At 40.7% G+C, this 14718-nt stretch carries 11 protein-coding genes; 4 read left to right on the plus strand and 7 right to left on the minus strand.

Features of this window, described 5'->3' with window-relative positions:
• The first annotated feature begins 1175 nt into the window (after positions 1-1175).
• On the plus strand, positions 1176-3389 hold the full coding sequence (locus tag O9316_RS07940) for a T9SS type A sorting domain-containing protein (protein WP_298205200.1): 2214 nt from the start codon (positions 1176-1178) through the stop codon (positions 3387-3389).
• Here O9316_RS07940 and O9316_RS07945 read toward each other — a convergent pair whose 3' ends face one another.
• The 6 genes from O9316_RS07945 to O9316_RS07970 all read right to left on the minus strand — a co-directional run bounded on the left by O9316_RS07945 (position 3390) and on the right by O9316_RS07970 (position 8758).
• A complete protein-coding gene (locus O9316_RS07945) occupies positions 3390-3878 on the minus strand; it encodes an N-acetyltransferase (protein WP_298205201.1) in 489 nt (162 codons plus the stop codon).
• Positions 3878-4765, minus strand: coding sequence for a bifunctional methylenetetrahydrofolate dehydrogenase/methenyltetrahydrofolate cyclohydrolase FolD (gene folD, locus O9316_RS07950; RefSeq protein ID WP_298205202.1), 888 nt, complete (start codon positions 4763-4765; stop codon positions 3878-3880). Before folD ends, O9316_RS07945 begins: the two co-directional genes overlap by 1 nt.
• An 86-nt stretch (positions 4766-4851) precedes the next feature.
• Positions 4852-6213, minus strand: a complete 1362-nt coding sequence (gene ffh, locus O9316_RS07955) for a signal recognition particle protein (protein WP_073363642.1) — start codon at positions 6211-6213, stop codon at positions 4852-4854.
• A gap of 131 nt (positions 6214-6344) precedes the next feature.
• Complete coding sequence (locus O9316_RS07960) at positions 6345-6806, minus strand: hypothetical protein (protein ID WP_298205203.1); 462 nt, start codon at positions 6804-6806, stop codon at positions 6345-6347.
• A 39-nt stretch (positions 6807-6845) separates the two neighbouring features.
• Positions 6846-7547: a hypothetical protein gene (locus tag O9316_RS07965; RefSeq protein ID WP_298205204.1), complete on the minus strand. Its 702-nt coding sequence runs from the start codon at positions 7545-7547 to the stop codon at positions 6846-6848.
• A 191-nt stretch (positions 7548-7738) separates the two neighbouring features.
• Positions 7739-8758 (minus strand): hypothetical protein, encoded by a 1020-nt coding sequence (locus tag O9316_RS07970; protein ID WP_298205205.1) that lies wholly within the window; start codon positions 8756-8758, stop codon positions 7739-7741.
• Positions 8759-8847: 89 nt separating this feature from the next.
• Between O9316_RS07970 and O9316_RS07975 the strand changes: the two genes are divergently transcribed.
• From O9316_RS07975 to O9316_RS07985, 3 genes are read left to right on the plus strand one after another with little or no spacing between them, the layout of a single operon-like run.
• Positions 8848-9360 (plus strand): sigma-70 family RNA polymerase sigma factor, encoded by a 513-nt coding sequence (locus O9316_RS07975; protein WP_298205206.1) that lies wholly within the window; start codon positions 8848-8850, stop codon positions 9358-9360.
• A gap of 38 nt (positions 9361-9398) precedes the next feature.
• Positions 9399-10310, plus strand: coding sequence for a FecR family protein (locus tag O9316_RS07980; RefSeq protein ID WP_298205207.1), 912 nt, complete (start codon positions 9399-9401; stop codon positions 10308-10310).
• A gap of 47 nt (positions 10311-10357) precedes the next feature.
• On the plus strand, positions 10358-12841 hold the full coding sequence (locus tag O9316_RS07985) for a TonB-dependent receptor plug domain-containing protein (protein WP_298205208.1): 2484 nt from the start codon (positions 10358-10360) through the stop codon (positions 12839-12841).
• Positions 12842-12871: 30 nt separating this feature from the next.
• Here O9316_RS07985 and argS read toward each other — a convergent pair whose 3' ends face one another.
• Complete coding sequence (gene argS / locus O9316_RS07990) at positions 12872-14644, minus strand: arginine--tRNA ligase (RefSeq protein WP_298205209.1); 1773 nt, start codon at positions 14642-14644, stop codon at positions 12872-12874.
• Positions 14645-14718: the final 74 nt, after the last annotated feature.

Genomic DNA, 14718 nt, shown 5'->3' on the forward strand with positions numbered 1-14718 from the left:
TGAATCCCAGGAGCAAAAAGCATACAGCCGACACAAAGGCCGAACCAAAAGAGTGTGCGCATAACTATAGAACTAAAGGGTTAATCCAAAATCGTAGGCTTGAAGGAAATCCTTTACATCTACACACGCGCTTTTCCTTGACCTAAAAGTACTACTTCAACATTCCCCGTAGGTATACAAAAAGTGTACATTTTGTTAAGTTTTCACAAGTCTACAACAAATCATCCCAAGGCATGTACCAAATAAACTACCGATATGTTATTTCGAATTGCTTTTTCAAAACTAAAACAGGGAAATCATTTCACAAAATTTTTAGAAAAGGAAAAATCCTATTTTGACTAAGGAAAAATACCTACGTTCTTCAGGAAAAATACCTTGGTTTTTGTTTGGTGGTGTGACGTTTATTTTGTAAAGAAAAAAAATAATATAACCACACCGCTCCTAAATAGCAAAGGCTAGGCAAAAGCATGGATAAAGTATGAAGAAAGTATGAATGTTAAAAGGTAGAAAAATGGACTGTTTAGTGGCTATAAATGAAACTATAAAATAATGATGGTAATTTGATATAGATAACTTGCCTAAACATGTCCAATCACTTTGATGCCTATCAAACTCAGAAGGATTGGGAATTAGTCTATAATACAAGGTATACAGTAACTTTTCAAAATCGACAATCGTTCATCAAAAACAACCAACCGATTTAGATTGGTTATGAATTGCAATCCTCGTGGAAAAGGGGTTTTTAATCGGGGGTTTGGGGTGTGTACTCAGTAGCGCTTGGTGTAGAATTTCTTTTTATGTACATTCGTACTGTGTTATTCATCTAATTATTCGCCTTTAGAAAAAACGATACAAAACAAACATGAAAATAAGGTATTGTATTGTTCTGACTACTGATTCAACGATGGTTTAGTCGCAACTGCGCGTACATTTTGTCCCCTTCGCTGAGGAAAGCGGGGGCGGCTGGACCCGAATCGGTTTACTATTGTTCCTTATCCAACCTTTATAAATTGCAGTGTAATGTGAACCCCGATCCTTTCGGGGTTTATTATTTTAGCGCCAAATGAAGTATTTGCTCGATTAATTCCTTCGTTTTTAACGAAATAAATGTATAATTGAAAAATAAATGCTACTTTTGAAATACGACGAAACAAGAATAACACCCTTTAGTACGGATGAAAAGAGCATACCTTGCTTTTCTAACACTGCTTCCTGTTGTGGTCTGGGCTCAGACCCTAGTTATTCCTGACGTCAATTTTAAATCTAAATTACTCCAAGCTTCTCCACAAAACAGTATTGCAAAAAATCAAAACGGGGTGGCTATAACTATCGACACCAACCATAACGGTGCGATTGAAGTTAGTGAAGCCGCAGCAGTATATCAGTTGGATATCAATAATACCAACAGTCCTTTTTCATCCAAAATTATGTCGCTTGAGGGATTGGATTCCTTTAGTCAACTCCGGGTTTTATTCTGCCAAGACAATGCCATTACCGTTATACCGGAAGCGTCGATGGCCTTACTCACCCAATTGGGATGCCGCAACAATCCCTTAGAAAATTTATCGTTAGCCACGGCGTTACAATTACAATGGTTGGATTGTCGCAATACCCAATTGCAGTCGTTGTCGTTGCCCTCCAATGCACCGCTTGTATTTATAGACGCTTCCTTCAATCAACTGACGGAAGTTTCTGGCTATGGGTTGGCAGCTCTCTCCTGGGTGAATTTACGGAACAACCCCTTAACTTCGCTGTCCTTAAATGGAGCTTCTGCACTTTCGCAATTGACGCTTTCGCATACTTTTTTAACGAATTTGGACGTGTCGACGTATCGCAATTTGGTGTTTTTGGATGTGAGTCACAATCTATTACTTATCCAAGTTAATTTAAAAAACGGCAGTTTCGAAAGTGGTTTGCAATTGAACAACACCCCACAGTTGCACTACATATGTACTGACGAATCTACGTTGGAACGCGCATCGGCACTGTATCAAGTAGCCCTCAACTCGGGCAGCACAAGCTGTGAAGTAAACAGTTATTGTACATTTATTCCCGGTGGAATGTCGTATGCCTTAAAAGGCACGTTGCGATTGGATACGCAAAATGACGGATGTCAACCTACGGATGCATCCTTTACCTCTTACAAAATAGCCCTCACCGGGTCGGGGAACACGCAATGGGTACAGCCTTCAGTTTCGGGAGGCTACAACATAGGCTTGGTTGCGGGGAGTTATTCGTATGCCCCTGTGTTGGAAAATCCCCATTATTTTTCGGTGAATCCAACGAATGTACAAGTTCATTTTCCGACGAACGTTTCCCCATTCACGACTGATTTTTGTGTGACGCCCAATGGCAATCATGCCGATATGGAAGTGTTTATCACCCCATTGGATGAGGCTTTTGCCGGATATTCGAGTCGGTATAAGATTACCTGTAAAAACAAAGGAACGACCGCTATTTCGGGTAGTGTAGTTTGGAATTACGACACCAATATTAGTCACGTGATTTCAAGTTTTCCTGAAGCCAACACCGAAGTTAGTGGCCAACTTCTATGGTCCTTTGATGCCATTGCACCGGGAATAAGTTCAAGTTACACTGTTACGCTTGCCCTGAATTCTCCCTTGGATAATCCGCCGCTAGTTTCGGGCGATGTGTTGGCGTTTACAGCACAAGTAAGTGGCTTTACCGATGCAGCGCCCTTGGACAATACGTTTACCTTGAAGCAGACTGTGGTCAATTCGATGGACCCCAATAATAAAATTTGTTTAGAGGGAACGAGCATCACACCCGATAAAGTGGGCGATTACATTCATTATTTGATTCGGTTTGAAAACTTAGGAACGGCAAATGCCCGGCATGTCGTCATTCATGATGCGATTGATGCTTCCAAATTGAACCTCAGTAGTATTGTTGCGCTTGATGCAAGCCATCCATATGAAATGCGCGTGTATCCCAATCAAACGGTTGATTTTATATTTGAAAACATCAATTTACCTTTTGACGATGCCTCGAATGATGGTTATATATTATTTAAAATCAAAACCCAACCGACCCTAACTTTGGGAGATGTATTCAGTAATACCGCAGCGATTTATTTTGATTACAATGCGCCAATCATTACAAATACGTTCATAACTACAGTACAAGCACTGAGTCTTCCAACTGCAAACGCTTTGCCTTCGCTATACCCGAATCCAACGAAAGGGGTATTGTTTTTGAATGATGATCAGTTTACCACCGCTACGGTTTTTGATTTTGCGGGACGTCAATTGGCGGTGCTTCCGGTGGTGAATCGTCAAATTGATACTACAGCTCTTGCCAATGGAACGTATTTGTTACGTTTGGAGGGTGAAACTACCGCTACGGTTCGTTTTTGCAAGAGCTACTAATTACAAAAGCTGTTTTTCCATTACAAAATCTTCCATGAAATAGCCTTCGCCAATGGAAATATCAATGGTTTCAACGGTTTGAAATCCTTTTTTTTGGTAAAAAAATTGCGCGTTGTTAAATCGGTTCACATTGAGTCGGAGCGTATGTTGCCCAGATTGGATTGCGCGTTGTTCGATGGCTTCCAACAAGGTACTCCCCCAGCCCTTATGTTGTTGAGCGGTACGAACATACAACTTATGCAATTGGGTAACTCCGGGAGTATAATCCAGTTGATAGGCTGCAAACCCTTGGGCTACATGATCTTCCTCTAACAGTAGAAACTGTTGTCCACCAACCATTTGCTGTTGCAACGCTTCAAGGGCATAAAATTTATCCAACATATAGGCGAGCTGCGCTGGTGATAAAATGGAGGCATAGGCTTCCGGCCAGATTTCGTGTGCTAACGCCTGAATAACTATACAATCATTGGGTAATGGGGGTCGTACCATTAGGCTAACTTCATCCGTTTCTGTTCCCGTGCCAGCAAGGTGTTTTTTAACAACATGGCAATGGTCATGGGGCCCACCCCGCCAGGAACAGGCGTGATGTAGGAGGCTTTTTTGGAAACATTTTCAAAATCGACATCGCCTACAATGCGATAGCCTTTGGGTGAAGAGTCGTCGGGAATACGGGTGATTCCCACGTCAATCACTACGACATCGTCTTTAACCATTTCGGCCTTGAGAAAATTAGGTACGCCCAATGCCGTGATGATAATATCGGCTTGCGTGGTAATTTGACTGATATTTTTGGTGTGGCTATGGGTCAAGGTAACGGTAGAATTGCCCGGAAAATGATTCCGTCCCATCAAGATACTCATAGGACGACCTACAATATGACTTCGTCCGATAACCACGGTATGTTTCCCTTTGGTTTGTACGTCGTAACGTTCTAACAATTCTAAAATTCCATAAGGTGTCGCCGGAATGAAAGTGGTCATATCTAGCGCCATTTTACCAAAGTTTTCAGGGTGGAATCCATCAACATCTTTACTGGGATCGATAGACATCAAAATATGTTGCGTGTCAATTTGTTTGGGCAATGGCAATTGAACAATAAACCCGTCGATTGCCTCATCTTCATTCAGTTGTTTGATTTTTTTCAGCAACTCAGTTTCCGACGTGGTGCTGGGCATACGGATGAGGGTAGATTCAAATCCAACGCGCTCACAAGCTTTAACTTTGCTATTGACATAGGTTAAACTAGCGCCATCATTACCAACGATAATCGCCGCCAAATGAGGTACTTTTTCGTGGTTGTCCCGCATCTTTTGTACTTCGGCGGTAATTTCATTTTTAATGTCTTCAGAAACTTTTTTTCCGTCTAAAATAATCATGGGTGTTGTGGTTTAGTAGTATTTCGTATTGGTTATAAAGACAAAGGGTTTGGTTTCGTTTCCGAACTCCAAACCCTTGCTAAGTGTTATCGCATTCCGCCGCCGGGCATTCCGGGCATTCCTTTCATCCCTCCCATCATGCGCATGAGATTTTTCCCTCCGGGACCTTGCATCATTTTCATCATTTTACTCATTTGTTCAAACTGTTTGAGCAATTGATTGACTTCTTCGACTTTTCGTCCCGATCCTTTAGCGATTCGTGTTTTGCGTTTCATATCGATGATGGCGGGCTTGCTGCGTTCTTTTGGGGTCATCGAATAAATTATAGCTTCGATATGTTTGAAGGCATCGTCTTCAATTTCAACATCTTTCATGGCTTTTCCAGCACCGGGAATCATTCCGACTAGATCTTTCATGCTTCCCATTTTTTTAATTTGTTGAATTTGAGCCAAGAAATCATCGAAACCAAATTCGTTTTTGGCTATTTTCTTCTGGAGTTTTCGAGCCTCTTCTTCGTTATATTGTTCTTGGGCGCGTTCTACCAAAGAAACCACGTCCCCCATTCCTAGAATACGATCAGCCATCCGCGAAGGATAGAACACATCGAGGGCTTCCATTTTTTCGCCCGTACCGATAAACTTGATGGGTTTGTTGACCACCGATTTAATGGTTAACGCGGCACCCCCTCGGGTATCGCCATCGAGTTTGGTTAAGATTACACCGTCAAAATCTAAACGATCATTGAAGGCCTTGGCGGTGTTTACCGCGTCTTGTCCCGTCATCGCATCGACTACAAAAAGGGTTTCTTGGGGTTTGATGGCTTGATGCACTTGCGCAATCTCATTCATCATTTGCTCATCAATGGCCAAACGACCGGCGGTATCGACAATTACGACATTGTAACCATTGGATTTGGCGTGTTGAATGGCTTTTTGAGCAATATCGACAGGGTTTTTATTCTCGGGTTCGGAGTATACTTCAACGCCAATTTGTTCCCCCACCACATGCAACTGGTTGATTGCCGCAGGACGGTAAATATCACACGCCACCAATAACGGTTTCTTATTTTTTTTCGTTTTCAGATAATGGGCCAACTTCCCAGAGAACGTGGTTTTCCCCGACCCTTGTAAACCCGACATTAAAATCACGGTAGGCGCACCCGACAAGTTAATCCCGGTAGCCTCACCGCCCATCAATTCGGTTAATTCATCTTTTACAATTTTGACCATTAACTGTCCCGGTTGCAGGGTCGTTAATACGTCTTGTCCCAATGCTTTTTCTTTGACTCGTGTGGTAAAGTCTTTGGCAATTTTAAAGTTCACGTCGGCATCAAGAAGTGCACGTCGAACTTCCTTGAGCGTTTCGGCTACGTTGATCTCGGTAATTTTACCGTGTCCTTTTAAAATATGAAAGGCTTTATCGAGTTTGTCGCTTAAATTTTGAAACATAGTTTGCTGCTAAAAAAATGATGGCAAAGATACAAATTAACCCTATGCCATTCAAGCCGAAAACAAACAAAAAACCACCCTCAAAGAAGAGAGTGGTTTCTAACAAAAACACACATTAGTAGGTAATCTACTTAATTTTTTTCAAAGGTTAGATAATCGGTTCCGCCGTTACCACCGCTAACATCGATGAGTTCAATTTTGGTGTCGGTTCGGGATTGAATATCCCAATCATCGGTGAGTTCCAAGAAATTGGCTGGCGTCGTGAACGCGATATTAAAATCCAAATCATCCATACTGTCATCATTACTATTGGAATCGGTTACCGACCAAATCCCCGTGTGGGTTAGCGTTCCATTTGTCGCTGTCAACACATTGGAGGGACCAAAGGTAAAATTGTATCCTGTAAATTGATTGGTTTTGATGGTTCCCGAATCGTTGTACAAGGTAATGCGCCATGTGCCTGATGAAACGGTGTTGACTACCGTGGTTTGATTTACAGAGGATGAGGAATTATCATCATCGTTACTACACATGGAAGCTACGTTGACCAGAAAAACAAGGTACAACAGCAAAAGGATTTTTAGTTTTTTCATATTTATTTATAGTTAGGTTACTTGTGAGTAGACAACACGCTAGTCGTCTAATTCAATGGTATCTTTGATACGATCTTTGATTAAATTGGCCAAACTTTGGTTGCCATCTTGATCGTTGGGATTAATTTCGATCACCCCATCACCATCGTTATCGGTCGCTACGCTAAAGTCGATACTATTGACTACCGCATTCAGGTCAAAATTGAGGTACAACGTAGAGGTAGTATTGTCGATGATCAAGTTTTGCGCAGTATCTTCATAGTCAATCTCAAAATCTTCTTCAATATTATGCCAGAAAATAAAAGGAGTACCGTTGATTGTTCCTTCGATTTGCACGGATTTATTATACATAGGACTGTTCACTTGCTTGTTGCGACTCATGGTGAATTCAACTTCCTCATAAACCCCTGCAGGCACATTAAAAGCGGCTATATCTATAGTATTGTTTAAAACATTTACTACAAAAGGACCTTTCAATTCGATTTCATCGTCATCATCAAAAAAACCATCATCATCGTTGGAGGTGTTCTCTGCAAATTCAAATTCGATTTCCTTAAAATTAAAGGTAAAAGAAGTGAGGCTTACCACCGCATTTGGACTGGCTGCAGTTACCTTTCCTTGGTTGTAAATACTGCGTGCTTTGAGGACTAGATTATCACTTTTACCTTCATTGTCATTACTACATGAAGCGAGTAATACTAAAACTAAAATCGCGAAGAAAGCATAAAATCTTGTTTTCATAAGAATGTTTTTTAAAGAGTTATTTGATTTATTACTAAAACAAATTACCTCCCGTTTACCCTACTAAAAAACATCTATTTTAACATTTGTTCATTCTAAAAAAAACAAGGCCAATACAAATCAGCTTCTTTAGGCGCTATTCAAAAAAAAGCCTGAACAAATTCAGGCTTCACTTTTTATTTATAGATTCGCTATAGCTTGCGCAGCACAAGATATTCTACGTCATTATCGCTGTCAATGTACCGAAGTCGTATCACCCCGCTGGAATATTCGACTATGGTCCAATCTTGATCTAGATCTTGTAAATTGGAATTGCTAAAATTTAAATTTAGTTTTTGGATATTACCTGAGGTGTAATAATTCCATGACCCATTGGCAAACAAACTGCCTTCAAAAACTTGAATATCGAAATTACTAAGAAAATCAAAGGTATATTCCTCAAAATCATCCGTTTCGTCATCACCATCATCATCGATATAACTCGATACATACCAAATATTGTCGGTGAGTAGGGTGGTAAACGACAGGGGCGTGTTGCCTACGGGAACATCACATTGCGAAAGGTTGGCATCGATTAGCGATTCAAACCCAACATTAGAAGTTATGGTTTGGGGATTGTTATTGGCATCGGTGACTGTTAGGGGATAACTTAAGCTGTATTGAAGGTTGGGGGTCAAACTGGCCAAGAACTGATATAAAGAAGCATCATTGGTCAAAGTATAGGCTTGAGTTTGTTGGTTGGCAGTATTGTACGTATTAATTGTGATAGGGAACTGCATGTTCACACAACGTATTTCCGACAAATCATCAGAGCTGTAATCCTCATACAAATCTTCAAACTGGTTGTAACTGCCAACGCTTACAAGTTGATGATTTTTTAAACGAAGTTGAATAGGATATGTAAAAAACACCTCATCATTATCGTTGGGATAGGCATTTTTAATATTCTGTACGGTTTGAAAATCACTTTCTGAAGCCACAGTAAGCGTAGTACCGTTAACGGTAACAGTCACAGGCAATACGACACTGAAACCGCTACAACCGTCTAATACATTGTCAAACGCAGTAGGATTTTGAGCGATTCTTTTTAACAACCCGGTCAATAAGGACGATTGCGTTAAGTTGGAATTCGAAGTCGTTTCAGTCAACGATTCCTTTTCGCAACTCATCATCGCCAGCACCATTCCGAAAAAAAGTAATTTTTTAAACATGAAATTAATTTAGGGTATAACAAATATAATTGCATTTTCCCTACCTATACTTTATTTTTTTTATTTTTAACCGCAAATCGTTTTTTCTCATGGAGCATGCCAACCTTTGTAACGAATCCCTTTTTGAACGTTTTTACCGTGCTCATGTTAAGGCCTTGCGCAATTTTCTGCTGTATAAATTTGGAAATACTGAGCAAGCAGATGATTGCACCCAAGAAGCTTTTATCAAATTATGGCAAAACTGTGGGCAAGTTACTCCAGAAAAAGCAAAATCATTTTTATATACGGTGGCCAATAATTTGAATTTGAATCAAATTGCGCATCAGAAAGTTGTACTAACTTACGCACAAAAAGCAAATGTCTCCTCGGCTACCTCCGAATCGCCGCAGTATTTAATGGAAGAAGAAGAATTTAAAACCCGACTCTTATCCGCTATAGAAAATTTAAACGAAACGCAACGGGTTGCCTTTTTAATGCATCGCATTGATGGAAAAAAATACCACGAAATCGCAGAAGAATTAAATATCAGTGTCAAAGCCGTCGAAAAGCGAATTCATTTGGCCTTGGAAGAATTACGAAAAAAAATTTCAAATTTTAGGTAGGGTTTTTTAAACGATAACGGTTTTATCCTTGAATTAGTATGAAAGAAGAAGAAAAATATCAATGGGCAGCTTGGTTGGACGACCAAGTTTCTGATGCGGAACTGGAGCAATTGCGTCAGGATCCGGATTATGCTGTGATGGAAAAAATCAAATCCTACACCGCCGCCTTGCGCACTCCTGAATTTGAGGAAGATGCGCTATTACTTCGCATTCAAAACCAACAACGGCAAAAAGGGAAAGTCCGTCGCTTTTTCGTCAAACAAACCCTTCAATGGGCCGCTTTATTGCTCGTATTCTTGGGTATAAGCTTGGGGTATATGATGACCCGTACAGAAAGTGAAATGACCGGTTCAGGAGAAAGCGTATCATTTCAACTACCCGATGCCTCAGAAGTGCAATTGCATGCCGGCTCTGAACTCAGTTACAAAACTTGGAACTGGGATTCCAATCGTCTTGTTTCTCTTGAAGGCGAAGCGTACTTTAAAGTCGCTAAAGGCAAACGATTTGAGGTGAAAACATCGCAAGGAACTGTTTCGGTTTTGGGAACACAATTCAATGTAAAAGTGAGAGGAAACCGATTGGAAGTGACTTGCTTTGAAGGAAAAGTTCAAGTGGCTACTCCCTCCGAAAAAATTATACTTACTCCCGGAAAAACTTTGGCTTATGACCAACAAAAGCGCCTATTTTTCCACACTACGAATGCACTGCAACCCGCTTGGATTGCTAAGGAATTAGCCTTTGAAAAAGAAAGACCACAAGAAGTTCTGGCAGAACTAGAGCGCCACTTTGACCTTACAATCAAAGCTGGAGCGTTTCCGAAAAACGAATTGTTTACTGGAAAATTACCCGGTGATAATTCGGAAGCTGCCTTACAATTACTGGCCCATTCTTATCATTTCAAAGTGGTCAAAATTAATGACCGTACCTATTCCTTAGACGCTACTCCTTAATGCGATTACGATACTTTTCATGTTTGTTACTTTGCTATATCTCCTGTTTGGGCACTTTTGCTCAGTCAGGAGATCCGGCTTTATTGGCCACCGTATTAAAAGATATCGAAAATCAACACCGTGTTGAATTCAGTTACATCGAAAGTGACATTAACCTACTAAAAGTAGTTCCCCCACCGGCTTCCTTTTCCCTTGATGCCAAACTCGTTGCCATTACGCGGCAAACCCTTTTGGCTTTTACAAAGGTGAACAATCGGTACATTTCGGTATCGGACAATCCCCAGAAAAAAGTTAGATTTCAATTGTTTTTAAAAGATAACGAATGGAAAAAACCCATTGAAAATGCACGGATTACGATTTTTCCTAGCGAAAGTGTTGTCTACTCTGATGAACAAGGGTATGTCTATTCGACAGAAAAACAGATCACCGCAATTACCATTGAACATTTGAATCATGCCCCCGTTCGTTTAACCGAGGTAAACCAATTGCATGGCACCGTTTTTTACCTCAACGTAAAACCCACGCAATTGCAAGAGGTTGCCACCCAATTTTATTTTACCAAAGGGGTGACAAAAAAATGGGATACAGGCTATGAAATTAAGCCAAAACAATTTGGACTTTTGCCTGGACTTACCGAGGCTGATGTATTTGAATCGGTGAAACAAATTCCGGGCGTAATTAGCGCCGATGAGACACTTTCTAACTTGACGATTCGCGGGGGAACCCAAGATCAAATACTGTTTCAATGGAATGGAATGCGGTTGTATCAAGTGAGTCATTTTTTTGGATTACTTTCTGCAATTAATCCAAATCTAACGCACAAAATCACTATTGCTAAAAATGGCACCTCACCTTTTTTTGGGGAAAGTGTTTCAGGCGTTGTGAGTCTTTCCACCTTGGATGACACGGAGAAATCACCTCCTTTGGAATTGGGAGCCAACCTCATCAATGTCGATGCAACCTTTCGCCACCGATTCTCCAAAAAAGCACGTTTGGCCTTAAGTGCACGTCGCGCCATTACCGACGTATTGAATACCCCAACGTATCAAAACTACTATGATAGGGTATTTCAAAATACAGTTGTAACCGATTTGGGGCAAGTGGCTACCACGAATTACACCACGGAATCCAACTTTTACTTTTTTGATTTTACGGGGCAATATGCACAAAAAATAGGGACTAAAACGACCTTAACGTTTGATTTTATCACCATGTCCAATCAACTTAATTTTAAACAATCACGTCAAGAAAACACCCTTCTTATTGAAAAGGATAACGGTTTGGATCAAGAAACTTTTGGGGGCGTGATCAATGGTACTGTGGCTTGGAATGCAAAAACAAACAGTGCAATCAAAGCCTTTTTTACCCGACACGAACTCTATGCATCCAATGAGGCGCTGTTTTCTAATCAAACCACTTTTATACGAAACGATATTAACCATTTGGGACTTGAATGGCGTCAAACCTACACATGGACACCCGAAATTACGTTGGACGCTGGCTATCAATGGGACGCTATCAGTAATCAAAACATCAGCCGTGTAAACAGTCCGTTTGTGGATCGCAATGAAGTGAATGTATTGCAAAATCATGCCTTGATTGCAAATGTTAATTGGCAACGAAATGCTTTTAAGTTGAGTGGCGGCCTACGACAAAACTTTTATGAACGTTGGGGTGTTTGGCTGACTGAGCCGCGTTTTAAAGCAACTTGGCAATTTCATCCTGCGTGGGAATGGGAATGGGCAGGGGAAATGAAAAGTCAAACGGTGAGTAAGATTGTCGACCGTCAGCAAGATTTTTTGGGCATTGAGCGCCGGCGATGGATTTTCAGTAATAACGAGGACCGGCCGATATTACAAAGTCGACAACTGTCTACTGGAATTACCTTTAAAAGCAACGGATGGCTTTGGGGCACGGAACTTTTTGCTAAAAAAGTAACTGGCATTACAGGCCGTAGTCAAGATTTCCAAAATCAATATGAAAATTTGGACTTTAATGGCGATTTTTTGGTGTATGGTGCGGAAATCCTTTTACAAAAAAAATGGGAAAATTGGGTGAGTTGGATTACCTACAGCTATAATCACAACACTTACACTTTTAAGGGATTACGCCCTGAAAGTGAGTTCCCAAACAACAATGAAATTCGTCATCATATCGCTTCGGGTATTGGGTATGTTAACAAATCGCTCAAAATCACACTCGGGGGAAAATGGTTTAGCGGCCGTCCGACTACTTTACCCAGCCAACCAAGCATTCTTTTTGACCCCCAAGCGGGGAACAGTTTTGTCAATTTTCAATCGCCCAATAGCGACCGCTTGCCCGAGTTTTTTCAGTTGAATGCATCGGGGAGTTATGCCTTTACGTTTCAAAAACATATACTAACACTAGGCGCTTCGGTGATTAATTTGACGAATACACAAAATCGTATCAACCAATTTTTCAGAATCAATACCAATGCACAATCGTTGGAGCAAATTGATACCTTTTCCTTGGCACGAACGGTCAATGTTTTTGTGCGCTATACGCTATAAAAAAATCCGACATACATCGGATTTCTTTTTTTACATACGTTCCGGAACTTGAATTCCCAGGAGTTGAAATGCGTTTTGAATGGTTTGGGCAACTTTGGCAGAGAGTTGCACGCGAAACACTTTTTTATCTTCCTCCTCTTCTCCCAAAATAGAAACCGATTGGTAAAACGAATTGTATTCTTTGACCAACTCGTAGGTATAATTGGCCACTAAAGCTGGACTGTGGTTACGCGCAGCATCTTGAATGACCGCGGGAAATTGGAAAAGCTGCTTCAACAACGCTTTTTCTTTGGGATGCAAGGCCACGAGAACTGGATTTTTGTAGTCAAAATCGGCTTTTCGTAAAATCGACTGTATTCGCGCATAGGTATATTGAATAAAGGGACCCGTATTGCCATTAAAGTCAACCGATTCTTCAGGATTGAATAGAATTTGTTTCTTTGGATCGACTTTTAAAATATAATACTTCAAAGCTCCTAATCCGATAATTCGATACAACTCTTGCTTTTCGGCTTCTGAATATCCGTCAAGTTTTCCCAATTCAGCCGCAATTTTACCCGCGGTTTGGGTCATATCGTGCATTAAATCATCGGCGTCAACAACAGTTCCTTCGCGGGATTTCATTTTACCGGAAGGCAATTCTACCATTCCATAGGATAAATGATACAAGTGTTCGGCCCATGCGAAGCCCAATTTTTTAAGGATTAAAAACAACACTTTAAAATGATAATCCTGTTCATTGCCTACGGTATAGACCATGCCCTTTACATCGGGGTAATCCTTTACCCGTTGAATGGCCGTACCAATATCTTGTGTCATATAAACAGCCGTACCGTCGGAGCGCAAAACAATCTTTCGATCGAGGCCATCGGCGGTCAAATCAATCCATACAGAACCATCGGGATCGCGTTCGAAGATTCCTTTGTCCAAACCTAATTGCACCACTTCCTTTCCGAGCAAATAGGTATTACTTTCATAATAATAACTATCGAAATCAACCCCTAAATTGGTATAAGTGGTATTAAAACCATCATAAACCCACTTATTCATCGTCTTCCAAAGAGCGACTACTTCGGGATTACCCGCTTCCCATTGGCGCAGCATTTCTTGAGCTTCAAGTAAGATTGGCGCTGTTTTTTTGGCTTCCTCTTCAGCAACACCTTGCGCTACTGCCTTTTCAATTTCAGATTTGTACGCTTTATCAAAAGCGACATAATAGTTGCCCACGAGTTTATCGCCTTTAATACCGGTTGTTTCGGGTGTCTCGCCATTTCCAAATTTTTGCCAAGCCACCATTGACTTACAAATATGGATTCCGCGATCATTGATAATTTGGGTTTTGTATACTTTTTTTCCCGAAGCTTTCAATATTTCAGCCACCGCATAACCTAATAAATTATTGCGAATATGACCGAGGTGTAACGGTTTATTGGTGTTTGGGGAAGAATATTCGACCATCACAGCCTCTGTCGCTTTGGGGGTAGAAAATCCAAAAGTGGCGTCTTCCCGTATTTCTTGAAAGGATTGGGTATAAAAGGAATCGGCAATGGACAAATTCAAAAAACCAGAAACCACATTAAACGCGGTTACCTCGGGTGAATTGGCCACTAAATATTCCCCCAAGAGCGTACCGATTTGAACGGGATTGCCCTTGATATGTTTTAAAAAAGGAAAAATAACAACGGTAATGTCTCCTTCAAACTCTTTACGCGTCTCTTGAAATTCAATTTTATCAAGAGTTACGTCAAAATGGAGCGCTAAGGCTTGTTGAATGGGAGCGGTTAAAAGTTGTTGAATCGTCATTGGTATTTTTTTGCTGGCAAATATACCACATAAAAAGAATAGTAATTGTAATACAATACTTACGAATACAAAGT

The organism is Flavobacterium sp. (assembly GCF_027533505.1).
Classification (GTDB): Bacteria; Bacteroidota; Bacteroidia; order Flavobacteriales; family Flavobacteriaceae; genus Flavobacterium.

Excerpts from the sequence above, each read along its gene's own strand:
- O9316_RS07980 (WP_298205207.1), top strand. The coding sequence starts at position 9,399 with ATGAAAGAAGAAGAAAAATATCAATGGGCAGCTTGGTTGGACGACCAA.
- folD (WP_298205202.1), bottom strand. The coding sequence starts at position 4,765 with ATGATTATTTTAGACGGAAAAAAAGTTTCTGAAGACATTAAAAATGAA.
- O9316_RS07945 (WP_298205201.1), bottom strand. The coding sequence starts at position 3,878 with ATGGTACGACCCCCATTACCCAATGATTGTATAGTTATTCAGGCGTTA.
- O9316_RS07965 (WP_298205204.1), bottom strand. The coding sequence starts at position 7,547 with ATGAAAACAAGATTTTATGCTTTCTTCGCGATTTTAGTTTTAGTATTA.
- O9316_RS07940 (WP_298205200.1), top strand. The coding sequence starts at position 1,176 with ATGAAAAGAGCATACCTTGCTTTTCTAACACTGCTTCCTGTTGTGGTC.
- argS (WP_298205209.1), bottom strand. The coding sequence starts at position 14,644 with ATGACGATTCAACAACTTTTAACCGCTCCCATTCAACAAGCCTTAGCG.
- ffh (WP_073363642.1), bottom strand. The coding sequence starts at position 6,213 with ATGTTTCAAAATTTAAGCGACAAACTCGATAAAGCCTTTCATATTTTA.
- O9316_RS07960 (WP_298205203.1), bottom strand. The coding sequence starts at position 6,806 with ATGAAAAAACTAAAAATCCTTTTGCTGTTGTACCTTGTTTTTCTGGTC.
- O9316_RS07970 (WP_298205205.1), bottom strand. The coding sequence starts at position 8,758 with ATGTTTAAAAAATTACTTTTTTTCGGAATGGTGCTGGCGATGATGAGT.
- O9316_RS07975 (WP_298205206.1), top strand. The coding sequence starts at position 8,848 with ATGGAGCATGCCAACCTTTGTAACGAATCCCTTTTTGAACGTTTTTAC.